General features: G+C 58.0%; 26 protein-coding genes. 13 read left to right on the top strand and 13 right to left on the bottom strand.

The genetic code is table 11. The features are described from left to right. Window positions 1-33: 33 nt before the first annotated feature. Window positions 34-2,238, bottom strand: a complete 2,205-nt coding sequence (locus CU102_RS02340) for a GumC family protein (RefSeq protein WP_106709321.1) — start codon at window positions 2,236-2,238, stop codon at window positions 34-36. A gap of 266 nt (window positions 2,239-2,504) precedes the next feature. Between CU102_RS02340 and CU102_RS02345 the strand changes: the two genes are divergently transcribed. Then, the gene (locus CU102_RS02345) at window positions 2,505-3,758 is read left to right on the top strand and encodes a lipopolysaccharide biosynthesis protein (protein WP_106709322.1); all 1,254 of its coding nucleotides are present in this window, start codon (window positions 2,505-2,507) and stop codon (window positions 3,756-3,758) included. Between the two features lies 1 nt (window position 3,759). On the opposite strand, the gene CU102_RS02350 is transcribed toward CU102_RS02345, so the two are convergent. Genes CU102_RS02350 through CU102_RS02360 form a run of 3 tightly spaced genes read right to left on the bottom strand, consistent with a single transcriptional unit; the run spans window position 3,760 to window position 6,574 of the window. Further along, entirely contained in the window at window positions 3,760-4,620 is an 861-nt protein-coding gene (locus CU102_RS02350; protein WP_106709323.1) for a DUF6492 family protein, read from the bottom strand. After that, a complete protein-coding gene (locus CU102_RS02355) occupies window positions 4,617-5,387 on the bottom strand; it encodes a WecB/TagA/CpsF family glycosyltransferase (protein WP_106709324.1) in 771 nt (256 codons plus the stop codon). The genes CU102_RS02350 and CU102_RS02355 overlap by 4 nt, the downstream gene beginning before the upstream one ends. Next, window positions 5,384-6,574 carry a glycosyltransferase family 4 protein gene (locus CU102_RS02360; protein WP_106709325.1) on the bottom strand — a complete coding sequence of 397 codons (1,191 nt, stop codon included), beginning with the start codon at window positions 6,572-6,574 and terminating at the stop codon, window positions 5,384-5,386. The genes CU102_RS02355 and CU102_RS02360 overlap by 4 nt, the downstream gene beginning before the upstream one ends. A gap of 123 nt (window positions 6,575-6,697) precedes the next feature. Between CU102_RS02360 and CU102_RS02365 the strand changes: the two genes are divergently transcribed. The 6 genes from CU102_RS02365 to CU102_RS02390 all read left to right on the top strand — a co-directional run bounded on the left by CU102_RS02365 (window position 6,698) and on the right by CU102_RS02390 (window position 11,375). Next, window positions 6,698-7,693 (top strand): glycosyltransferase family 2 protein, encoded by a 996-nt coding sequence (locus tag CU102_RS02365; RefSeq protein WP_106709326.1) that lies wholly within the window; start codon window positions 6,698-6,700, stop codon window positions 7,691-7,693. After that, on the top strand, window positions 7,662-8,969 hold the full coding sequence (locus CU102_RS02370; RefSeq protein WP_106709327.1) for an O-antigen ligase family protein: 1,308 nt from the start codon (window positions 7,662-7,664) through the stop codon (window positions 8,967-8,969). Before CU102_RS02365 ends, CU102_RS02370 begins: the two co-directional genes overlap by 32 nt. 68 nt (window positions 8,970-9,037) lie before the next feature. Further along, window positions 9,038-9,853, top strand: coding sequence for a pyrroline-5-carboxylate reductase (gene proC, locus CU102_RS02375; protein ID WP_106709328.1), 816 nt, complete (start codon window positions 9,038-9,040; stop codon window positions 9,851-9,853). A gap of 37 nt (window positions 9,854-9,890) precedes the next feature. Next, entirely contained in the window at window positions 9,891-10,721 is an 831-nt protein-coding gene (locus CU102_RS02380; RefSeq protein ID WP_106709329.1) for an urease accessory protein UreD, read from the top strand. Between the two features lie 36 nt (window positions 10,722-10,757). Beyond that, the gene (locus CU102_RS02385) at window positions 10,758-11,060 is read left to right on the top strand and encodes an urease subunit gamma (protein WP_106709330.1); all 303 of its coding nucleotides are present in this window, start codon (window positions 10,758-10,760) and stop codon (window positions 11,058-11,060) included. A gap of 9 nt (window positions 11,061-11,069) precedes the next feature. After that, window positions 11,070-11,375, top strand: a complete 306-nt coding sequence (locus CU102_RS02390) for an urease subunit beta (protein WP_106709331.1) — start codon at window positions 11,070-11,072, stop codon at window positions 11,373-11,375. A gap of 95 nt (window positions 11,376-11,470) precedes the next feature. Here the strand turns inward: CU102_RS02390 and CU102_RS02395 are convergent, their stop codons facing one another. Further along, complete coding sequence (locus CU102_RS02395; RefSeq protein ID WP_106709332.1) at window positions 11,471-11,851, bottom strand: invasion associated locus B family protein; 381 nt, start codon at window positions 11,849-11,851, stop codon at window positions 11,471-11,473. Between the two features lie 175 nt (window positions 11,852-12,026). Here CU102_RS02395 and ureC point away from each other — a divergent pair, with 175 nt between their 5' ends. The 5 genes from ureC to ureG are packed head-to-tail and all read left to right on the top strand — an operon-like array spanning window position 12,027 to window position 16,056. After that, complete coding sequence (gene ureC, locus CU102_RS02400; RefSeq protein WP_106709333.1) at window positions 12,027-13,739, top strand: urease subunit alpha; 1,713 nt, start codon at window positions 12,027-12,029, stop codon at window positions 13,737-13,739. Window positions 13,740-13,750: 11 nt separating this feature from the next. Continuing rightward, complete coding sequence (locus CU102_RS02405) at window positions 13,751-14,263, top strand: DinB family protein (protein ID WP_106709334.1); 513 nt, start codon at window positions 13,751-13,753, stop codon at window positions 14,261-14,263. Beyond that, on the top strand, window positions 14,260-14,775 hold the full coding sequence (gene ureE / locus CU102_RS02410) for an urease accessory protein UreE (protein WP_106709335.1): 516 nt from the start codon (window positions 14,260-14,262) through the stop codon (window positions 14,773-14,775). The genes CU102_RS02405 and ureE overlap by 4 nt, the downstream gene beginning before the upstream one ends. After that, window positions 14,723-15,436: an urease accessory protein UreF gene (locus CU102_RS02415; RefSeq protein ID WP_106709336.1), complete on the top strand. Its 714-nt coding sequence runs from the start codon at window positions 14,723-14,725 to the stop codon at window positions 15,434-15,436. The genes ureE and CU102_RS02415 overlap by 53 nt, the downstream gene beginning before the upstream one ends. After that, window positions 15,433-16,056 carry an urease accessory protein UreG gene (ureG, locus tag CU102_RS02420; RefSeq protein ID WP_106709337.1) on the top strand — a complete coding sequence of 208 codons (624 nt, stop codon included), beginning with the start codon at window positions 15,433-15,435 and terminating at the stop codon, window positions 16,054-16,056. The genes CU102_RS02415 and ureG overlap by 4 nt, the downstream gene beginning before the upstream one ends. On the opposite strand, the gene CU102_RS02425 is transcribed toward ureG, so the two are convergent. The 7 genes from CU102_RS02425 to CU102_RS02450 form a co-directional block, all read right to left on the bottom strand. Then, window positions 16,039-17,052 carry an LLM class flavin-dependent oxidoreductase gene (locus tag CU102_RS02425; protein ID WP_106709338.1) on the bottom strand — a complete coding sequence of 338 codons (1,014 nt, stop codon included), beginning with the start codon at window positions 17,050-17,052 and terminating at the stop codon, window positions 16,039-16,041. The two genes, ureG and CU102_RS02425, sit on opposite strands and share 18 nt — an antisense overlap. 124 nt (window positions 17,053-17,176) lie before the next feature. After that, complete coding sequence (locus CU102_RS02430) at window positions 17,177-17,374, bottom strand: hypothetical protein (RefSeq protein WP_106709339.1); 198 nt, start codon at window positions 17,372-17,374, stop codon at window positions 17,177-17,179. Window positions 17,375-17,711: 337 nt separating this feature from the next. Beyond that, window positions 17,712-18,071, bottom strand: a complete 360-nt coding sequence (locus CU102_RS02435; RefSeq protein WP_106709340.1) for a hypothetical protein — start codon at window positions 18,069-18,071, stop codon at window positions 17,712-17,714. Between the two features lie 474 nt (window positions 18,072-18,545). After that, window positions 18,546-18,740, bottom strand: coding sequence for a hypothetical protein (locus CU102_RS29325; protein ID WP_133624355.1), 195 nt, complete (start codon window positions 18,738-18,740; stop codon window positions 18,546-18,548). Window positions 18,741-18,836: 96 nt separating this feature from the next. Continuing rightward, the gene (locus CU102_RS02440; protein WP_106709341.1) at window positions 18,837-20,093 is read right to left on the bottom strand and encodes a glycerate kinase type-2 family protein; all 1,257 of its coding nucleotides are present in this window, start codon (window positions 20,091-20,093) and stop codon (window positions 18,837-18,839) included. A 5-nt stretch (window positions 20,094-20,098) separates the two neighbouring features. Continuing rightward, window positions 20,099-20,410 carry a Dabb family protein gene (locus tag CU102_RS02445; protein WP_106709342.1) on the bottom strand — a complete coding sequence of 104 codons (312 nt, stop codon included), beginning with the start codon at window positions 20,408-20,410 and terminating at the stop codon, window positions 20,099-20,101. A gap of 137 nt (window positions 20,411-20,547) precedes the next feature. Beyond that, the gene (locus tag CU102_RS02450) at window positions 20,548-21,858 is read right to left on the bottom strand and encodes an amidase (protein ID WP_106709343.1); all 1,311 of its coding nucleotides are present in this window, start codon (window positions 21,856-21,858) and stop codon (window positions 20,548-20,550) included. Window positions 21,859-22,048: 190 nt separating this feature from the next. On the opposite strand from CU102_RS02450, the gene CU102_RS02455 reads away from it, so the two are divergent. After that, window positions 22,049-22,192: a DUF1127 domain-containing protein gene (locus CU102_RS02455; RefSeq protein WP_106709455.1), complete on the top strand. Its 144-nt coding sequence runs from the start codon at window positions 22,049-22,051 to the stop codon at window positions 22,190-22,192. A gap of 63 nt (window positions 22,193-22,255) precedes the next feature. Here the strand turns inward: CU102_RS02455 and CU102_RS02460 are convergent, their stop codons facing one another. Further along, window positions 22,256-23,176: a glycosyltransferase family 2 protein gene (locus CU102_RS02460; protein ID WP_106709344.1), complete on the bottom strand. Its 921-nt coding sequence runs from the start codon at window positions 23,174-23,176 to the stop codon at window positions 22,256-22,258. Window positions 23,177-23,182: the final 6 nt, after the last annotated feature.

The following is a 23,182-nucleotide window of genomic DNA, read 5'->3' on the forward strand; positions in this document are numbered from 1 at the left end:
CTCTCCCCCACAACGGGGAGATAACCAAGGTGATCAGCTCGCTTGCCGCCCGGCCCGAAGCCGCAGCGCTTCGCGGATCTCGGCGATATCGCTCAACATGTCCTCGATATTGGAATTGTCATGGTGACGCGGCGCGAGCATCATATCGGCATAGGCATACAGGAACTCTGCAATCGCGACCTCATCGTCAACCGATTCATCTTCGACCTCATCCAACGCCATCGTCCGAGACTGCGCGCGTCTGATGGCGGCCCCGAGTCGGGATTCAGATGGAGCGGCGGGCGCAGGTTCTTCGGGCTTTGTCCTCGTGCCACCGGATGGCGGTGTCGGATCGACCGGCGCGCCATCTTCAACTGCAGGACGGTTGCCGGCACGGAAGCTGTCGATCATGCCGAGCAGGATCGCGATGCCGAGACCGGTCAATAGTCCACCTAGCAGGCCAGCGACGGCAACCAGCTTGCGCGACCCGCCGGTGCTTTCAAGCGCAGGACGCGCCGGCGATATCACGCGGATATTGGTCGTGTTCATGCTTTCGAGTTCGCCGGTCTCCTTGGCACGCAGGAGGAAGGCCTCGTAGACTTCACGCTTGGCGGTGGCTTCGCGCTCCAGCTCGCGCAATTTGACCATGTCTTCGTTGTTACTGGCCGTACGCGCCTTGAGCTGCGCCAACCGCGCCGCAAGGTCCTGTTCCTGCTGCACCGAACGCTTCAACTCAACCTGCACCGACGAGGCAATGCGGCTTAGCTCATAGCGGATTTCGCTGCGGATACCGTTGACCTGCGACTGTGCCTGGATGAGCTGCGGATGCCGTGGACCCAATTTCGTGGCAAGTCCGTCCGCCTGCTGCTTCAGCGCACCATATTGCGAGCGAAGGGCAACGATGACGCCCGAGCGGAACTCCTCCGGCAGCGTATTGCCGAGCACGCCTTCAACCGAGGCATTGCGGATAGACGCAGCCTGGGCGTTGAGGCGGATCGTCTGGTTGCGCGCCGCCGTTAACTCATCATTGGTGCGCGAGATTTCATCGTCACTGATCAGGCGACCCTGTACATCGACAAGGTCATTATCGGCCTTGTACTTCTGTACGGCATTTTCGGCCGCTTCGACACCTGTGCGCAAATTGTTGAGCCGTGCCGTCAGCGACTCTGTTGCCTGCCGGGCCGTGTCGGACTGAATATTGCCCTGCTCCTCACGGAAGACATCCGATACCGTATTTGCGATCAAGGCCGCCTTTTCAGGGTCGCGCGATTTGACCGTGATGTTGAAGATGAAGTTCTTCGTGCTGCGCTCAACATCGAGATGATCGTAGAGGTTGCGCAGGAGCAATGTTTCGCGCGCGGTGGCATCGGGCGTGCTGTCGGTCGAGAACAGATCGCCGATGGAGGCGAGAAGCCCGCGATCCGCAAGATCGCCGTTAAACTCCGGATCCTTTGCTAATCCGGTCCGTTCGATCACCTTGGTAAGGACGCTGCTCGACTGGATCACGCGTAGCTGGCTTTCGGCAATGGCGAGCGAAGCGTCGACGGGCAGCTGGCTTGACGATATTTCCTTATCGACGATCTTGAGATCACGCGGATCGACCAGCACTTCGACCGTGGAGGCGTAGAGCTTCGGCAAGGTCATGGCATACCCGACGCCAAGGAGCGTGCCGATGATCGTCGTTGCGATGATCAGCGATTTGGAACGCGCCACGCGATTGATCACGATGCGCGGATCAAAAAGCGGTCTCCATTCGTCGCTCTGAACCTCAGCTTGACGCACCTCGACCGGGCGTGGTGCGGGCCGGTGAGCCGGAGCTGGGGCTATCGCCGGTTCGGGCTCGGCGGGCTCCGCGATTATGGGCGTCTCCGGCCATACTGGGTCGGGTTCGTCACGCAAAGGCGCCGCCACGTGGTGCAGCGGGACCACCTGCTCTCGCTCGGCAGCATCAACGCGGCGGTTGAGCTCCGCCTTGATGGCGGCCATGTCGGCGCGCATGCGATCGATCGCTTCCTGTTCGGCCTCTTCGGGCGTCAAACTCGCAGGAATCTCGCTCGGAGCAGGCTGGGAGATTTCGCTGCCTGCCGCCAGACGCAGGGCGCGCATGCGGTGATAGTGATCGAGGCTGTCTTCGTGGCGTGGCGGCGTCGCAACGGGTTCGGGATCGACATGTGTCTCCGCCGCCGTGTCAGGCTGATTGGCAAACGAGAGAAGCGACCGCCGCGGCCGCCTTGCCGTCTCGTTTTCGCGATTACCCATCCGTACCCTAACTCCAAGACCGCCGATCAGCGCGATTCAAAAGCGGACCCAACGATCCACGGTTAATTCAACTTAAAGTTCTATGGAAAATAAATGGTTAATTGCCGGCATAACCAAGTCCCAGAGCACATTACCTGTTGACTATGCTGCATAGCACAGGCTTGGAACCGGCAACACAAGCCGTTAAGCCTTTTGATATAGAAATCCGCCGAACGAGGGCCCGAAGCAAATGCTCAAGCTTCCCGCCCCCCTGACAGGAAATCAAATTGGTTGCACACCTTCTGAAAGCCAATGCAGGGCTCGTCCGCGATTATTTTTCCGTGATCAGTGGATCGGCGGGAAGGCTTGTTATTTCCCTTGCCTACTTTGTGGCACTTGCCAATACACTATCGATCGCGGAATTCGGCTTGTTTGCTACTGCCTCCGCCGCGGGTGTCGTGCTGTCGCGTCTTGTCTCGTTCGGCTTTGTTTCGCCGCTTTACCGGATATCCTCCGTGAAACCACAGTTGGTCGGCGCCTATACGGGCGGCTTCCTGGCGGCGGTCTTCATTTCCCTGCCTATTGTTGCACTTGCAGGGTTTTTAGCGCATCTGGTCTTCTTCGGCGCTGACCTCGCGCTTGGTACATTCGCCGTTATCGTTGCGGCCGAAGCGCTGTTATGGCGGTCTCTGGAAGTGGTGGTGATCGTCAACAACGGGCTGAACCGCTTTGGGCGTGCGGCGCTGCTCGTCATCATCGGCACGGCGCTGCGCGCCACCGCCGCGGTGCTCTTCGCCTTCTCCTCTGTGACGACGCTTGCGGCCTGGAGCTGGTGGTATGCGGGCGCAAATGGCATGGCTCTCATCATCGCGGTGATGTTCTTCTACCCAAGGGTGCGGCTCCGCCTCGTCCCGCAACTCTATCGCAGACGACTGGCGGATTCCTTTGCCGTGACCGGTGCGGAAGTGCTGTTCTACGTTCAATCGGAGCTCGACAAGCTGCTGGTGCTGGCGGTTGGCGGACCGGAGACGGCGGGTGTCTATGCAATTATCATGCGCCTCGTCGACCTCACTGCCCTTCCCGTGCGCTCATTCAATATGATGCTGGTGCAAAAGCTCATGCGAACGCCTGACATGCTGAGATCGCTCAAGATTCGGGGCGGGCTTGAGGCGGGCGTCTTTGTCGTCTCCACATTGGGATTGGCTGCTCTTGCCGTATTCCTGTACATTTTTCCCCGTGCCCTGGGTGCGAACGTCGCTTCCGTGGTCTCGCTATTGCCGCTGGTCCTTTTCGTACCGGGATTGCGCAATCTGATCGAGTATCAAGCGGAATTGCTCTATGCGCGTGGACAGTCTGGCTTGCGCGCGCTCAATCTGGCCCTGCTGGGATTGGCGAAGGCGGCGCTTCTGTCGTGGCTGCTCGTGACTTTTCTCGACAGACATGACTGGATGATCTGGTTGAACGCCATGTTTGCAGCACTCTATCTCTTGTCGGCTTATCTCACCTATGGCGCAATAAAGAAGCCTGCGCGGCGGGTCTGACTTATACCAGCAGCTTGCGAATGCGCGCGGTATCGTCGCCCAGGAAGGATTGCATGCCGATGGCGACCTGCTCCGGCGTCATCGCTTCCACGAAGGCGGCAAACTCTTTGTCCGTGGGCGCCGGGGCCAGCCAGTAGACCCGGCAAAAATCGGCGACATCGTGATAATGACCCTTAGACATCAGAACCTCGTCCGCATACCGGCCGTAGATCATGCATTCGGAAAACCGGCGTGAACGGCCAATCGCCGCAATCCAATGCCTGCCCGTCACTCTTTCGATTCGCTCGCACATGCTCAGCAAGGCATCCCGCCGCCAGGCTATAAGTGTTCCGATATAGTCATGCCCTGCCGGGTTGACGGGCACGATACCCAGCGCCTGTCCGGCATGCTCCGACCAGATGCGCTGTTCGCCGGGACCCGGGCGCAACAGATCGCCGTCACGGCGAAACAATCGCAGGTCTCCACCTCGCCAAACCGAAGCACAGTCGAAGGGTTTCAGGAAAGCGACGTCGGAATCGATGTAGAAGAACGCGTCCTCATCTGCGTGGGCTGCGATGGCAATGCGTCGGAATTGCTGCACGTGCCAGCCACGCAAGGGCATGGTGTAGGGCGACAGCCAGATCCGGCGGCGGCCGAAGTTGCTGGGGTCCGGAAACGGCCTGATCCAACGCGGGAGGAGATCGTTCTCAGTGATCACTACGCGGTGTGGACCCTCAAGCTTGCGGAACAGCGCCACATCGCGGTGCTCAACAAGGATATAATGCTTGGTGAAGCCGGTGACGAAGCGGTCTATCGTTTCGCACAGCAATTTGCACCGGTCGAAATCCGGCGCGTAGCTCGCGGTAACAAGTGCCGTTCTCATATTTGGCCCCTCAGCTTTGCTCGAAGGACGCGTAGCAGAAACAGCGGATTGCCCACAACATAGCGGCGCCAAAGCCGTTCTGGCTCCTGTGCCAGTCGGTATAGCCATTCGAACCGAAGCTTTTGCACAAGGATTGGCGCCCGCGGCACCACGCCGGCCCTGAATTCGAACAAGGCGCCGACGCCAAAGGCGAGTGTGCAATGCTCAACGCTGAGGTGGCTCGCCATGAACATTTCCTGGCGCGGCACGCCCATCGCCACCAACAAAATTTGCGGCTGATAATTCTTCAGAATCTCAAGGATGTGCGGCTCGTCTGCTGCCTTGAAGAAACCGTCGCTGATAACGCGAAACTCGTGCTGCGGTGCGAGCTGTCTGAAGCTTGCGGTGGCCTTTTCAACGACGTCAGCGCGCGCCCCGACAAGACCAACGCGCAAGGGGCGGGTTTCAGCTGTCAGCAGCGCCGGGATAAAATCCGTACCGTTGAGATTGGCCGGAAAGGGAGCGCCATGCAGCAGTTTTGACGCGATATCGACGCCCACTCCATCCGGCAGGATCAGAAATCGTTCAAGCGCCTGACGGAACTCGACATCGTCCTGCGCGAGGTTGGCGTTGTGGGCATTCAGCCAGGTGACCAGAGCGAAGTGCTGTTCGGCAATCATGGCGCGCATCGTTTCGATGGCAACACTCCACGGCAATGCCACAACCGGCACGCCGAGGATGTCACGGCGTGGTGGTTCTACTTCTGTGATGCGCCCATGTGCGCTCATGCTGCGGCGCGTCCATCTGCAAGACTTGTCTCAAGCCGGTCGAGCCCCATGCGGATCTGCTGATCGAGGCGAGTGAGTTGAGCTGCGCGGAACCCCTCGCCGGAACAGGTCAGGTCCTCCCCAGCGTGCACCCGTGCGACCATCGCGTTAATGGCATGAGCAAAACGGACGGGATCGTCCGTGACGACGCAATTTGCCGGGATATCGGCAATGCCGCGGACGGAAAGCGCGGTCGCGACGCTCGGCAGGCCGATCTCGAACGTCTCGATGGTCTTGAGTTGCACGCCGGTCCCGGCGCGGCTGATGAGCGGAATGACAGCGCAACTGCGGACGAAATCACCAGCGTCGGACACGCGCCCGGCAAACACCGCATCAGGCCAGGCGGCCTTGAGGTCAGCCGGGGTGCTACCGGCTACGGTCACACCAATCGTCTTGTCCAGATGCGGAGTGACGTTGCGCAAGAACCATTCGAGGCCGATGCGGTTCGGCTGCCACGTCCACGTGCCGATCAATCCGAGATCGCGCTCGACACTGCGCCCAGCCATTTTTGCCATGTCGACGCCGGTCACGAGCGGAAGTGCCGCAGCGCGGCCCGTTCCAGACAGTCCCAGCGCATCGATATCCTCGTCGGCCAACGTGAACACAAACGCGGCTTTGCCGCAGAGCCGCCTCTCCAGGCCCGCCAGCAGGTTTGACTCGCGATTGAACAGGTATTTCTGGACTGGACTGGTCGCTGCTTCGGCATTCTCGCGTGCCGAACGATGCTCCACATTGTGCGCCACAAAAATTTGCGGCTTGTCGTCAAAACAACCTTCGAAGGCGCCCGCCAATGGCACACCATTCAACACATAAGCGTCGAACGGCCCGGCGGAGGCAACGACAGCGCGCAGCGTATCCTTCGAGATAATGCGCAGCTTGACCGATGAGACCGTGAGCCCGGCCAGGAAGGCCTTGCCGAGCCAGCGCAGTTTCTGAGAAAGGTTGGCCGTATCATTGCGCACATCGACTTCGCCAAGGACGATGGTATTGTCAGGATCAAGCGCGGTACTGCCCGGCCAGGTGAAGCCCAATACCGTCACGCGTGCGCCGGCCCGAACCAGGCCATCGATGATCGCCTTGTTGGCAATTTCATAGCCGGTGGTTGGCTTACCATCTGGAACCAGCGATGTTACGAACAGCAAATGCATCCAAGGCCCGGACCTGTTGACGATCTATCACTCATTATTGGAATTGATCGCAGAATGTAATGAAATGTTGAACACCATACTCCTATAAGTTGAAAGCATAGATAACGGGTAAATATTCGGGTGATGAAACCGGACCTTGGGGCCAATATCAGCGTTGTTGCGCAATCGCCGGACCTTGCGCCGGAGTCGATCGACGTTGTCGTGACGTTGCCGACATTCAAGCGGCCCGATCACCTGTTGAGGACACTGGCTTCGCTGAAGGCGCAACAGACCAGTCGGCGTTTCGCCATTGTTGTCATGGAAAACGAGGCGGAAAAACGTGAAGGTGCGAATGCAGCGAAGCCGCTATTCGAGAGCGGAGAATACCGGGGGCTCCTGATCATCGCCCATGATCGCGGGAATTGTCATGCCTACAATGCCGGATGGCTGACGGCGCTTGATACGTTTCCGAACTTTTCATCGCTGCTGGTCATCGACGACGACGAGATTGCCGATGTCAATTGGCTGGAAAACTTGTGCAATACGCGCGAGCGCTACGGCGTCGATTTTGTCGGCGGACCGCAAGTCCCGGTGTTCGCCAAGCCTGAGCATGCGGCGTGGTCGAAGCACCCGGTATTCAGCCCGCACTATACGCAGACCGGCCGCGTCCCGATCCTCTACTCGTCAGGCAACCTGCTGGTCGGGCGCAACGTGCTCGACGCGATGCCGTTTCCATTCCTCGATCTCACTTTCAATTTCATGGGCGGCGGCGATTCCGATTTCATCAGCCGCAGCGTGGTCAAGGGCTTCACATTGGCCTGGTGCGCGGAAGCCCCGGTCTTCGAGACCATTCCAGCGCGGCGCGTCGAGGCTGACTGGATCCAGGCCCGGGCGCTGCGCAATGGTGTGATCTCCACACTGATAGAGAAACGCCGACGTGCAGGCGAACCGTTTGGCGCCGCCAAAACTGTTGTGAAAAGTCTGGGCCTGTTCGCCGTGTCGCCCCTTCGCGCCGCGATAAAGGCGTTGCAGACACGGTCATTGTCCATCGGCATGTATCAGGTCTATGTTGGCCTTGGCCGCGTTCTGGCGGAATTCGGATATTCCAATGAGCAGTACCGGCAACCTGAAAAGAACTGACACTGCGAGTGTCGTCCCGATGCGCCTGGTCGCCAGCCTTGTCGCTGCGCTCGTTCTTTGCATCCTATTGATCTCGTTGCGGCCCTTTCAGCCGGCGAGCACGGCCATCGCCGGCAGTGGCGGCGACCTTGTCAATCAGCTCGGCTTCGGGGCGTTGGGCGGTGCATCGCTGCTTGCCATGCTGGTCCTGGCCGATCCACGCACATTGATAGCGCTTATGAGCCCAATGTGGATCGTCATGTTCGGCTTTCTGGTGCTTTCGACCTTTGTTGCGATGGATCCTGGGGCGGCCCAACGCGCCGTCATCTTCACGCTGATCGGGGTCTGGTGCGTCATTGCCGTATTGGCACTGCCGCGAGACGCCGACGGGTTCTCACTGGCGCTGGTGATCGCAGCGTTTGCCGTGCTGGCGCTGTCATACGCCGGTCTCGTCCTCGTGCCTGATCTGGCAAAGCATACTGCCGATGAGATCGAAGCCGAGCATGCAGGGCTTTGGCGTGGCATATACTCACACAAGAATGTTGGCGGCCCCGTGATGGCGGCATTTTCATTCGGTGGTATCTATCTGATCCGTCGCGGGTGGCGATGGATCGGGGCCACTCTTCTGGTGCTCGCCTTGTGGTTCGTCGCCCATACCGGATCGAAGACCTCAACGGCACTGGTACCGCTGGTCATCTTCCTCGTCATGTTTCCCGGTCTGTTCGGATTTCGCCTGCTCACAGCTGTGTTGATCGGCACCGCTTTAACCGGCTTCTTCTTTTTCACGATCGGCACTCTGTTTTTCCCGGCCACGCACGATCTGCTTGTCCAGATGGGTACGGATGCAACGTTCACCGGACGGACCTCCATCTGGCAGTTTGCACTGGAAAAGCTGGCGGCTACGCCGTGGCGCGGCTACGGCTTTGAAAGCTTCTGGGACGCGCCGGTCGTGCTCCAGGCGGAGAACCCGAGCTATTATCTCGATTGGGATGTGCGCGGCATTGTCCACGCCCATAATGGCTATCTCGATATCGCCATCGCCATGGGCTACCCTGCGATGATCTGCGCGCTTGTCGTGCTTATCCTGCTGCCGCTTGTCGACTATGCCCGCTGTATCACAAAGCGGGAGAATGTATTCATGGCTGATTTCTTCATGATGTGCCTGACATTCGCGTTGATGAATGCCTTTCTCGAAAGCTTCTTCTTCCGCAGAGCCGATCCGGTCTGGCTGCTGGTGGTGATGGCGTGTTTCGGCCTGCGGATGACGGCGCGCATTCCGATCGCCACCCGCGCATAATTTGCTTGTGCCAGTTGACCCGGTACGCCGGAGCGGATCAAAGTGCCGCAAAACACTGGGAGAACAAAATGGTCGATAATGTGGTACTGGTCGGATGCGGCAATATGGGTTTTGCCATGCTCAAGGGCTGGCTCGACGCAGGCATATTGAAACCGGACCAGGTTCATGTGATCGAGCCAACCGATGCCCTGCGCGAGCGGGCTGCAACGCTCGGCGTCCATGCGCACGCCAATGCGAGCAGGCTCGACGAGGATTTGAACCCGCGTGTCATTCTCATTGCGGTCAAGCCGCAGGTGATGCGCGATGTCCTGCCGGCCTATGAGCGCTTCGCGGACGACGCGACCTTCGTCAGCGTTGCCGCCGGGATCAAGGTCGCGCTCTTCGAACAATATCTCGGTGAGAAGGCTGCGATCATCCGCACGATCCCCAACACCCCTGCCGCAATTGGCAAGGGCATGATCGTCACGTTCCGCAACGCGCACGTGAGTGACAGCGACGCCGAGTTTGTTGATCAGTTGTTGAAGACCAGCGGTAAGGTTGCGGCAGTCGATGATGAGAGCCTGATCGACGTGGCGACGGCCGTATCCGGGTCCGGACCGGCCTATGTGTTCCATTTCATCGAATGCCTGACCGAGGCTGCAGTCACCGCCGGCCTAGAACGGAAAACGGCCGAACTGCTGGCCATGCAGACAGTGTACGGCGCTGGCGTCCTGGCTGCCTCCAGCGAGGATACGCCGACGAAGCTGCGCGAGCAGGTGACGAGCCCCAAGGGCACGACTGCAGCGGCGCTGGACGTGCTGATGGGAAATGACGAGCTCAAGCGTCTTTTGACCAAGGCCGTGGACGCTGCACATCAGCGCGCGATCGAACTCGGCAGCCAATGAGGTTCCGCGGTGTTGATCATTACGCTAGCGTAAGCGGATGAATTCTCCGTCACCGCCTGACCCACCGGACGTAAGGCCGCAGCGCGCCTCCGGTTCGGCGCGGCTTGCCGTCAAACCGGTCAACGGCCACACGCGGATTGCGACGCTCTACCAGGAAGGCTGCGCCAAGATCCGTTTGCCGGAAACCGATGATCGTTCGCTGGAAGCCGTGATGATCAATACGTCGGGCGGACTGACCGGCGGCGACGAGATGCAGTGGCAGTTCGATATTGCCGACGATTGCACTGCGCAAATCACCACACAAGCCTGCGAGCGCATTTACAAAGCTTCGGCCGATGTCGCGCACGTGACAACGAAACTGACCGCAGGTGAGCGGGCGTCCCTCGCCTGGCTGCCGCAAGAAACCATCGTTTTCGAAGGATCCGCGCTGCAGCGGAGCTTGACCGTTGAGCTTGCGGGGACCAGCCGTGCCCTTATCGTCGAGCCGATTGTCTTTGGCCGCAAGGCGATGGGCGAAGATGTCGAAAAGTGTATCCTTCGCGACCGCTGGCGCATCCAACGGAATGGTGTCCTGATCCACGCGGAAGACTTCTCTATTGGACCGGATGCCGCGTCCATGCTGGGGCGTCCCGCCCTGTTCGGGGGGATGCGAACGATGGCCACCGTTCTCCTGCTCGACAATGATGCGGAGCGTCTCCTCGACGCGAGCAGAAAAATAATCGGGAAAAAAGGTGGTGCTTCCTTCTGGTCTGGCAAGCTTCTTGCGAGGCTCATCGATGGTGATGCCTATTCGCTCAGAAAGCGACTGGTGCCACTGATCGAACTGATGAATGAAAAGGCAGGTGTGCCTAAAGTCTGGTCAATCTAGGCACAATTTCATTCATCGACAGGCCAAGAGGAAAGAATGAATCTGACACCACGCGAAAAAGATAAGCTGCTTATCTCCATGGCGGCCATGGTGGCACGCCGGCGCCTCGAGCGCGGGGTAAAGCTCAATCATCCGGAAGCGATTGCCTTGATCAGCGACTTCGTTGTCGAAGGTGCTCGCGATGGACGTTCCGTCGCCGATCTGATGGAAGCGGGCGCGCACATCATCAACCGCGACCAGGTGATGGAGGGCATCCCGGAAATGATCCACGATATCCAGGTCGAGGCGACATTTCCTGACGGAACCAAACTCGTCACCGTTCACGAACCGATCCGCTAAGGAGGCCCCATGATTCCCGGCGAAATCATCCCTGCCACAGGCGACATCGAGCTCAACACGGGCGCCAGCGACATTACGCTGAAAGTGGCGAATACCGGCGACCGCCCGGTGCAGGTCGGCTCACATTATCATTTCTTCGAAGCCAATCCGGCGCTGGAGTTTGCGCGTGAACAGGCGCGAGGAATGCGTCTCGATATTGCCTCTGGAACCGCAGTCCGGTTCGAGCCGGGACAGGAGCGCGACGTCGCACTCGTGCCACTCGGCGGGAACCGGACTGTCTACGGGTTTCAGCAGAAGATCATGGGCAAGCTTTGACCGATACGCTTGACTTCAAACCCACGACGAAAAGCGACCGGATAAGTGCCGATCGCAGCGCATGTGACAGAAACGCTTCGGAAAAGACTTACTGGTCAGCTTGGCTTCTTGGTGACCAGCGTCAACAGCCCCTTCGAATCGAGACTCGCGATGACCACGGCGGACGAGGTCAGGCCTTTTTCCTTCAAGGCAGCGGACACTTCCGGCGATTTGTCAATCGAGGTGCGCAGCTTCTCAACGTCGGCATCGCTACGCTTGGCGATCGCTTCATTGACCTGATTTTTGGTGGCTTCAGGCAGTTCATTGATATCCACGATGTTGATCGTGGTAATCTGCGCCGCGCCCGATTGGCCGGTCTCACTCTTGGCGGCGGGCTGTTGGGCACTGGGAGCCTGCGGCGCGGCGGACTGCGCATAGGCAACCGAAGTCGCCAGCGGGAATGCCGCACAGAGCGCGAGGACTATCATCTTTCGCATCGTTGTTCCTTTCACGTGATTGGCGAACGATCATCTACTGATGACGCGCGCACTCCACATGCCAAATTCGATCTGAAGCGGTCAGCGATCGGGTTTTTCCAAGGCAATATTCCGGCGGAATTGTGGCAATCGCCGCTGCCCGCCCCTGTTACCATTCACACAAGAGGGAGATCCCATGCCCGCTAAAATTACCCGCTCCGCCTATGCGCGCATGTTCGGCCCGACGACTGGTGACAAGGTGCGCCTGGCCGATACCGAACTCTTCATTGAGATTGAGCGGGATTTCACCGTCTACGGCGAAGAGGTGAAATTCGGCGGGGGCAAGGTCATACGCGACGGCATGGGCCAGAGCCAGATTGCGCGCGCAGACGGAGCCGTCGATACGGTCATCACCAACGCGGTTGTCGTCGATCATACCGGCATCTACAAGGCCGATGTGGGCTTGAAGGACGGGCTGATTATCGCCATCGGCAAGGCCGGCAACCCCGATACGCAAACCGGCGTTTCGATTATAATCGGCCCCGGTACGGAGATCATTGCCGGCGAAGGCAAGATCCTCACGGCCGGCGGCATGGACGCGCATATCCATTTCATCTGCCCGCAGCAGGTCGAGGAGGCGCTGATGTCGGGCGTCACGACCATGTTCGGCGGCGGTACGGGCCCGGCGCATGGAACTCTCGCGACGACCTGCACGCCTGGCCCGTGGCACATTGGGCGGATGATCCAATCCTTCGATGCCATTGCGATGAATATCGGTCTCTCCGGCAAGGGTAACGCTTCCCAGCCGAAAGCGCTTGAGGAAATGATCCTTGGCGGCGCTTGCTCGCTGAAGCTGCATGAGGACTGGGGCACGACACCGGCGGCGATCGATAATTGCCTCAACGTCGCGGACGAGTATGACGTGCAAGTGATGATCCACACGGACACGCTGAACGAAAGCGGCTTTGTCGAGGATACGGTCAGCGCCTTCAAGGGGCGCACAATCCACGCGTTTCACACGGAAGGTGCTGGCGGCGGCCATGCCCCTGACATCATCAAGATCTGCGGTCTGTCGAACGTCATTCCCTCTTCAACCAATCCGACGCGTCCCTACACGAAGAACACCATTGACGAGCATCTCGACATGCTGATGGTTTGCCATCACCTTTCGTCGTCGATCCCGGAGGATGTCGCCTTTGCCGAGAGCCGTATCCGCAAGGAAACCATCGCGGCCGAGGATATCCTGCACGACATCGGTGCCTTTTCGATCATCTCCTCCGACAGTCAAGCGATGGGGCGGGTGGGCGAAGTGCTGATCCGCACGTGGCAGACTGCCGACAAGATGAAGCGCCAGCGCGGGAGCCTGCCACAGGAAACCGGCGACAACGACAATTTCCGGGTTAAGCGCTACATCGCCAAGTACACGATCAACCCGGCAATTGCACAGGGCGTTTCGCGGCATGTCGGTTCGGTCGAGGTCGACAAACGCGCCGATCTTGTTCTGTGGAACCCGGCCTTCTTCGGCGTCAAGCCTGACATGGTCCTGCTTGGCGGGTCGATTGTTGCCGCACCGATGGGCGACCCCAATGCTTCGATCCCGACGCCGCAGCCGGTTCATTACCGCTATATGTTCGGCGGTTTCGGCAAGAATATCGCCAATTCGTCGGTGACCTTTGTCAGCAAAGCCGCAGCTGAGACCGGGCTGCGCCAGTCGCTCGGCGTCGACAAGCAATTGATCGGCGTCGAAAACACCCGCAGCGGTATTTCCAAAGCTTCAATGATCCACAATGATGCGACGCCGCATGTCGAAGTGGATCCGGAGACCTATGAGGTACGAGCCGATGGCGAACTTCTCACCTGCGAGCCGGCAACCGTGCTGCCAATGGCGCAGCGCTATTTCCTGTTCTGAGAGAGGACACGATGAAGGATCAATTCAGGCGGCTCGCCTATTATAACAAATGGGCCAACGGGCGGATCTATGCGGCAGCGGGGGCGCTCGACCGCGAAGACTATTTTGCTGACCGGCGCGCATTCTTCAAATCCGTGCATGGCACGCTCAATCACATCATGGCAATCGACAAGCTGTGGTTCGGGCGTTTCACGGGCAATCTCTACGCCATACCGTCCCTCGACGTCATTCTTCACGATAACTTTGAAGACCTTCATGCTTCACGCATTACCCTCGATGATCACATCGTCGACGTGATCGAAGGCATGGACGAGGCATCACTCACGGGCATCCTTCGATGGATCACCACCGAAGGCGAACCCTATACATCGACTCTCGATCGCGCGCTGACTCAGATTTTCAACCATCAGACGCATCATCGCGGGCAGGTGCATACGCTCCTGTCGCAATTGACCGGCGATGCACCGCCAATCGATTTCTTCCTGTGCATGAATCACGATTTCAAGGAGGAGGACTATAAATGAAGCGTGTGACGGACCATGCCCATGCCGGGGGCCACGCCGGGCGCTACCCCGTTCCCCCATTCGATCACGTCGTACTGGCGCATGACGAACGGCATTTGCGCCGCAAAGTGCTGACCTTGTCCAAGGGCGAACAAGTTCTGGTCGATTTGCCCGAAGCCATCGCGTTTTGCCATGGCGACCTGCTCGTTCTCGAAGACGGGCGGACGGCGGAGATCATCGCAGCGGAAGAAGCGCTCTACGAGGTCACGCCACGCAACCGGCAGCATCTGACGGAATTGGCCTGGCACCTCGGCAACCGGCATCTGCCAGCGCAACTTGAAGAGCACCGGATCGTGATTCTCCGCGATCGCGTGATCAAGGCAATGCTGGAAGGACTTGGTGCCCAGGTTGCCGAGATCGTCGCGCCATTCCAGCCATTGCGTGGGGCCTATCACAGCGGTCATGGTCATTCCCATACGCATGATCACCACGATCACGGCCATCAACACCACCATCATCATGCGCACGGCTGACCCTGCCTCAAACACGGCGCTCTTGCGCCTGATGACATGGCTTTCTCCCGCCTTTCCAGTCGGGGCATTCTCCTATAGCCATGGGGTAGAACGGGCCGTGGATGAAGGGTTGATCCATGACAGGGCCTCGTTGCAGAACTGGCTGAGCGATCTCCTGAACTACGGCTCTGTGTGGAACGACGCCGTTCTTTTTGCGGCAAGCTGGCGCGAGGCGAACGCCGGCGCGGATGTCACAGACATTGCCATGCTCGGCGAAGCGATGGCGGGATCGAAAGAGCGGCATATGGAGACTATGCTGCAGGGCAACGCGTTCCTGCTGGCTATCGGGCATTGGGATGCCGAAAGCTCTGGCCCCTCAGGCGAGATCCCCTATCCTGTCGCGGTTGCTGCCGTCGCAGCCAGGAATGGCGTTGCGTTGGAGCCGGCCGTTGCGGCCTACCTGCATGCGGTGCTTTCCAATCTCATTCAGGCTGCGGTGCGATTGGTACCGCTCGGCCAAAGCCATGGCGTTGCCCTCATGGCAAACATGGAGAAGCCGATCCTGACGATCGCAGCGCGTGCCACCAGTTCGAGCCTGAATGATCTAGGTTCTGCGGCCATCATGTCCGACATCATGGCCATGCAACATGAAACACAATATTCGAGGGTATTTCGCTCATGATCTCGCAAAACGGACCACTTCGGGTTGGCATTGGCGGGCCGGTTGGCTCGGGCAAGACCACGGTCACCGAAATGTTGTGCAAGGCACTTCGGGACCGCTACTCGGTCGCTGTGGTCACCAACGACATTTATACGAAGGAGGATGCGCTGATTCTCAACCGGCTCCAGGCCTTGCCGGAGGATCGCATCATGGGCGTGGAGACCGGTGGATGTCCGCATACTGCCATTCGCGAGGATGCGACGATCAACCTTCAGGCCATCGCCGAGATGAACAAGCGTCACCCCGATCTCGACATCGTTTTCATCGAGTCGGGCGGCGACAATCTTGCTGCGACCTTCTCGCCAGATCTTGCTGACCTCACGATTTATGTGATTTCCGTGTGCCAGGGCGAAAAGATACCGCGTAAGGGTGGCCCGGGCATTACGCGATCAGACCTCCTCATCATCAACAAGAAGGATCTGGCGCCGTATGTTGGCGCGGATCTCGACGTGATGGACGCAGATACGAAGGCACAGCGCGGCGCCAAACCTTACGTCTTCACCGACATGCTGCGCCGGAAAGGCCTCGACGACGTTATTGCCTTCATCGAAGCCGCAGGTGGATTACGCCAGGCGGCTTGAGGCCCCGGCCGGATTGATCATGACCTCAGCCAGAATCTCGTATGAGCGTATCCGTGCGTTGTGATCGAATATCTGTCCGGTCACCATGACTTCATCAGCGCCCGTGCGCTGGATAAAATCCTGAACGCCTGATTTCACCGTTTCCGGCGAACCGACCACGCTGCATGACAGTGCCTGACGCAAGATCGCCTTTGCGTGCAGATCAAGCGTGTCCTCATAGCCTTCGACAGGTGCCGGGAGCGGTCCCGGCTTGCCGGTGCGCAGATTGACGAAAGCCTGCTGCTGCGAGCTCTGCAATAGCCTCGCCTCCGCATCGGTTGCCGCCGCGAAAACGTTGAGCCCGAGCATGACATAGGGTTTGTTGAGGTACTCAGATGGTTCGAAGCGTACGCGATAGATCTCGATGGCGCGTTCCATTTCAGCCGGGGCAAAATGCGACGCAAAAGCGTAGGGAAGACCAAGTGCAGCGGCAAGTTGCGCGCCAAACAGGCTCGACCCCAGAATCCACACCGGAACCTTGAGCCCAGCTCCAGGTACGGCGATGACACGCTGACCGGGTTCAGGCTCGCGGAAATAGCCCATCAACTCGACCACGTCCTGCGGAAAGCCGTTGATGTCCTGATCGAGATTGCGGCGCAGCGCCTGGGCCGTGACCTGATCCGTGCCAGGCGCGCGGCCAACGCCGAGATCGATCCGGTCCGGATGCAACGATGCCAGTGTTCCAAATGCCTCCGCCACCATCAGAGGGGAGTGGTTGGGCAGCATGATGCCGCCCGCACCAACGCGGATCTTCGATGTACCGGCGGCGACATGAGCGATCACCACGGCGGTCGCCGCACTGGCGATCCCGCGCATACTATGATGCTCGGCAAGCCAGAGGCGGTTGTAGCCCAGGCGTTCGGCATTCTGTGCCAGATCCAGCGAATTGCGGAGGGATTGCGCGGCGTTGCTGCCAACAGCAATCGGTGAAAGGTCAAGAACGGATAAAGGGGTCATTGGCCTCATATAGGCGAGCGCTTAACGCGCACAATGACAGCACACGATTTCATGATTCACAAAAATTGAAGCTCTGTTGAATGGGGAAAAATGTCCCGGCTATCTACGACCAGTATGACTGGAACTACAGTGGGCGCGATGACTGCAAACGTAATTCGAGGCCCATGACCGCACGGGTTTCCTGCGACAATTGCTCGTCGGCTTCGCGTATCGCAGTTTCAATGAAATAGGCGATCAATTCAAAACCCTCATTATCGGCAACCGTGCACAGCTTCGAGAGTTCCGCTTTTAATAATTCCAGTGTTTTGGCCCTCTTTGTCATGCTGTTCTCTCCACCATCCCGTGAACCGCAGTCGTCAATACGCGCACAAAGTCTTCTCCATCAGCGAGCAGGCAATAGCCATACGACCAATGTGCTTATCAACAAATTCCGTGATGCTTTCGCTGAAAATTCTGTCAATGGTTAATTGTGCTTGCTGATAACAATAAGACTTTATATCTCACATTAATCTTAAAATATATGATTTGAAAACACCGTTTTTTGTTTCAGACATTTGTGAATACTCAATGAGAGTATCAAATTTAATTAAAACTTTACGAGAATATACATAAGCCGATGAATGCATTAATATATTTAATTCGGCCACCGAAAAATCATGCTAAAAGCCTGAGAGTTGAACTTTGGCTTTTCCGCATATTGCTGTTGATCCGGATTCTTCGGCCTTGTCGATAATCCCTGAAGCAAGATCAGATACGATTTCGACCGCAATGTCTTCCGGCAGCCCGGTCTCTTTCATGCCTGCCCTCATGGTAGCGTCACTGGCTTCGTCAGTGCCGCAGATGTAGGCTCTGGCCTCGAGCAAGGCTGCTCGTTCAAACTTTTTATTGCTGATGTCGCTGATTTCTTCCGCTGCCGGCGCCTTGTCCTTGATACTGAAAGCGTTGGCGGACGGCATCAATGCAGCCGAGGCCAACAATCCCGCTGCCAGAATGGGTATCGTGGAATTTGAGAAACGCATGATCCTGCCCCTTCCATCACATCTTGAGACCGACGCTGACCGCGATTTGCCTCGTTTACAGATAATTAACGGATGGGGGACTTTTCCGTTCCTGATGCATAGTCAATTGCCCGTGATTGGAGCGTGACGCTTCGATGACAGAAATTGCTGCATTGCACCAAACGCATTGCTGCTATGCAATATTGTCTGTATTAAATCAGGGCAGTTGAGTTATTCTCAAATCAGGAATTTTCGGCAGCGTCACCTCCTCCCGGCACTGTCGAAACGGACGGCCTCTTCTCCTCCCAGAAGGCCTTCCATAACCAACGAAACCCACCGCACCTCCTCCCGCGGTGGGTTTTGTTGTTTCTGCCCCCCACACACGTCAAATTCATCGTCGTGGCCCCACTTTGTGCGCCAGAGAGCGAACGGCAGTCGACGCAAAAACGCCGCCTGCGATTGGATCGAAGGCGGCGCTGAAAGATCGATATATGATTACTGTGTGGCTGCAGGTTTGGTTGCCGTCTTTGCCGTCGCCTCCGGCGTTGCACGCGCCGTCAATGATTTGGGCGGGGGGACATAATACGTATCCTTGGCCGGCAATGGACCAGAGGCGGTTTCCTTTGGCTGCGTTGTACAACCTGCAATAACCATGAGAGACAGGGCAACCAGGGGCAGTGCTACTCGCATTCGACATTCCTTTGCATATGCGCCACGCGGGGGCTCTGGAGAGAATCGGCTCCGGTTGACCATTCAATCATGGCGATACCGCGTCAATCCGAGAGTTCAGCGAATCAGGATGGCGCGCAAGTCGTTGACATTCGTGCCGGTAGGACCAGGCACGAACAGGTCATCGATCGCGTTGAAGGCAGTCCAGGCATCATTGCTGTTAAGATGGCCCAAGGCATCATGACCCTTGGCGAGCAGCCGGGCGATGGTGGTGCTGTCGGCAAAGGCGCCGGCATTGTCTTCAGATCCATCGATGCCATCGGTATCTGCTGCAAAGGCGCTTATCCCACCTGCGCCGTCGATATCAATGGCAAGCGACAGCAGGAATTCGCTATTGCGACCGCCCTTGCCCTTGCCACGCACGGTCACGGTCGTTTCACCGCCTGAGAGGATGACTGCTGGCTTGGTGAAGGGTTGATCCTTCGCCAGCACTTGCTTGGCAAGCGCAGCATGAACATGGGCGACTTCGCGCGCCTCACCCTCGATGGCATCGGACAGGATCACGGCCTCAACGCCCATTCGACGCGCCGTCTTCGCGGCCGCTTCGAGCGATACGGCTGCAGAGGCGATCAGGTGATGTTCATGCCCGGCAAAAGCCGCATCGGAAGGTTTGGGGGCGTCTGCTTTCGCTGACCGAAGGTGCGCCAAGGCGGCCTCGGGCAGAGCAAGATTGTAGCGCGCGACGATCCGCAGGGCATCGTCCCGCGTGGTTTCATCAGTGACGGTTGGCCCGGAGGCGACGAATGCCGGGTTGTCGCCGGGAATATCCGAGACAATCAACGAAAATACCCGTGCCGGATGAGCAGCGGCCGCGAGGCGACCGCCTTTTATGGTCGACAAATGCTTGCGGACTGCGTTCATCGCCGAGATCGGCGCCCCTGACGCGAGCAGGACCTTGTTGACGGCAATTTCGTCCTCCAGCGTCATGCCTTCCGGCGGCGAGGGAAGCAATGCGGAGCCGCCCCCGGAAATGAGAGCGACAACCAGATCGTCAGCGGTCAAACCCGACACCGTCTCAAGCAGACGCCGGGAGGCAATCAGCCCCGCAGCATCCGGAACCGGATGCGACGCTTCGATAATCTCGATATGCTTGCATGGAGCGCCAAAGCCATAACGGGTGACCACAATGCCTTCAAGCGGTCCGTCCCAGACTTTCTCAAACGCACTGGCCATTTGCGCTGAACCTTTGCCCGCGCCAATGACAATGGTGCGTCCCTTTGGTCTCGGCGGCAGATGCGCGGCGATTGTCCGTGCAGGGTCGGCGGCGTCGACAGCCGCTTGAAACAGTTTCGTGAAAAATTCCTTGTCCTGCATGAGCGTCAAACTTCCATGTCAAATACGATAACACCGTCGGTACCGCCTACCGTCGCTGCCACGATGTTTTTGGCAATCGTCTGGTGCTCGGGGTCAACGAGGTAGGCGTCACGGGCGGCGGCATCAGAAAAATCGAGGATAAAGCCTTCGGAAAAACCCTTGTCCATTCCAGCTTCAGGACTGACATTCGCTCCCGCCTTCGTCGCAAGTGCACCAGGCAGCTTCGTGCACAGAGCCTCAAGTGCCAGATAGATGGCTTGCCGATCAGTCGTCGGAACATCATCACGGAAACGGAGAAACACACAATGGCGGATCACGGGAGCAACTTTCTCTTAGCCGGGGACGCGATTGAAAAATGCCGTACTGACATATTGGTTGCGCATCCTGACCAGATAACCGGAAATTGCGAGCGCTATTTCCAATCGTCCCAAATTAACATTTGCCAATGCGTTGACTACATCGCTTTGGATTGAAGCTGTTCAACGGACAGGGCCATAGCAAGGAGCCGACGATCCGCGCCGTGCTGCGCGATAAGCATCAGCCCGGCCGGACTCGACAGACCAGGCATCGGCAGGCTGATCGCAGTCAGATCGAACTGATTGGCGATCTGCGTGTTGCGCAGGAGCAGCGACTCCGTTTGCTTGTAATAGGTGTCGTCCTCGGTGACCGAGGCTATTGATGGCGCCAGGATAGGCGTTGTGGGCAGTGCAAGCAGATCGTAACCGGCCATCCGCCGATCCATTTCTCGAACGAGCTCCTGCCGCTGCTGCATGACATTGATGTATTCGGATTCTGTCACGTTCAAGCGCCGCAGAAGCGGCCGCCTGACGCGCTGGTCGACGTCCAGCGTTTCATCGTGCAGCCATTCAGCATGGATCCGGCTCCCCTCAATGCCGGCAATCGAACCGATCGACGTGGCGTCCGCCATAGCATTGATCAGATCATCGATGGAGCAGTCGGCGATGATTGCCCCTGCCTGCTCGCATGCTTCAACGCTGCGCTCGAAAGCCCTGGCAATCGGATCGTCCATCGACGCTAACAAGTACCCGCGCGGCACCCCAATCCGCAGGCCGACAAGAGAAATGGGCTCAAGGACCTTGATCATTTCCCCTACCATGACGGCATCGGCAATCGCACAGTCCGCAACGGAACGCGCCAACGGGCCAACGGAATCGAGGCTGGGTGACAAGGGGAATGCGCCCCGCAGTGGCACGCGTTTTGCAGTGGGTTTGAAGCCGACTACGCCATTTAGTGCTGCTGGAATGCGCACGGAGCCGCCCGTATCAGAGCCTATGGCGATTTCGCTCGTGCCCTCCGCCACCGATATGCCAGCACCTGTCGATGAACCGCCGGCAATTTTCGTGGAGTCGACAGCGTTGCCTGCATCCGGATAGTGCGGGTTGAGCCCTACTGCGGTGAAGGCAAATTCCGTCATGACAGTCTTGCCGATGATGATTGCTCCGGCACTACGGAGTCTGGCGACGACCTCAGCATCGCTCGGCGCAGGTGCAGCGGTCTTGCGAATGATCGAACCAACCAGTGTCGGTTCGCCAGCGATATCGAAAAGATCCTTGACCGAAACAATCCTGCCGTCGAGCGGCCCCAGAGGCACACCATCTGCCATGCGCTTGTCGGCAGCATTTGCCTCCTCGCGGGCGGTATCGGGATAAAGCTTTGCAAAAATCCGCTCATCGCCTGCACGCTCGGTAAGGCGGGCCAGAATGTGTTCGAGACGCTCGCGGGCTGACGGTAGCTGATTTGACAAGGTCGCTTCTCTGAGATGCTAGAGTCTGCTCTCCCCTCTATAGCCGGAGGACGCTGACGGGTGAAGCCCCACGCAAAAGCTTGTTGCTATGCAGCATCATCAATGCTGCCTTGCAACATTGGCAATTTTCAATCGATACAAATCGCAACATTATTTCTCAGGGAGGGCAAAAAAACAAAGGGGTATGAAAATGAGCCTTCGCCACCGCATCCAAAAGTATCGCCAGTACCGGCAGAACCTTTACGAGCTCCGGCTTTGCACTGATCGCAACCTTGCTGATCTCGGCATTGCGCGCACCGATATTCGCCGCATCGCCTGGGCCGCCTGCAACTAATTGCATCGTGGAATCAAGTGACGGCGCCCGCATAATTCTCTCGGGCGCCGTTTGCGTTGGACGCTAGTCAGTTTTTTCCACGGTGAGGATGCCGCCCGGCGAAATCCTGCCCCGGACCAGATCCAGGAGCGCCAATCCATTTCCTTTCAAGCGCCCTTTCCGGTCTATCCAAGACTCCGGTGACAAGCTTCCTACCGCATTGGCCAGGATGTTTTTGGTCGCCATGGCCAAGGCTTTTGAGGTCAGCATTGTTCCCTTTCGAGCAAGGTAATGGGGATTGGCAATCTGTGAATAACCCAGTTTGATACCGGAGGTTCGCCCACTCTTGACGCCCAAATGGATTCCTCGCTGTTTGTTGGATTTTACGATGCGCCCGTGTTTTGCAAGCAGGCGGCTCAGATCCACATCCTCCAGCCAGCAATAAAGCGGCAAATTCTCGTCAAACCGAATGTCCTCATTCCTCAAGATGTCCATGCGCAGGGACATGTTGCAACCATAGCCGTTATAGACTTCTTCGAGAATTTCCGGACCTTCCTCCGGTTTTTGGAGGAACGCCTTAAGGATGACTGAGCCCTCTGCGACCTGAATTCCGGGTGTCCCGATACCATCGACCAGCACGTCACCTGTCGCAACGACAATATCCGTCTGCTCGAGGAATAGCCGCTCAACTTCGGCGATATAGTTGGGTGCCATGAGAAAATCATCATCAAGAAAGACGAGGACATCCATATCGCCGAGTTCTTTCAGAATCTCGTTGCGTTGCTTGGCCAATCCGGATGTAGAAATCAGTGTCGTGACGGGCACGGTCATTCCATCGCCGACATTTTCCGGAACATCTGACGGCTTCAGGGTACAAATAGCGATTTTCTCAGGCAGACGCGTCTGCTTGTCGATCAACGGAACGGTGGCGGCCAGTATGTCAGCCCGTCCTGTTGAAGGTATGCCAACTCCAATTCTCAGCCGACGTTTCGCATTAGACGCCATGTCGTA

This window comes from Phyllobacterium brassicacearum, assembly GCF_003010955.1.
GTDB lineage: Bacteria > Pseudomonadota > Alphaproteobacteria > Rhizobiales > Rhizobiaceae > Phyllobacterium > Phyllobacterium brassicacearum.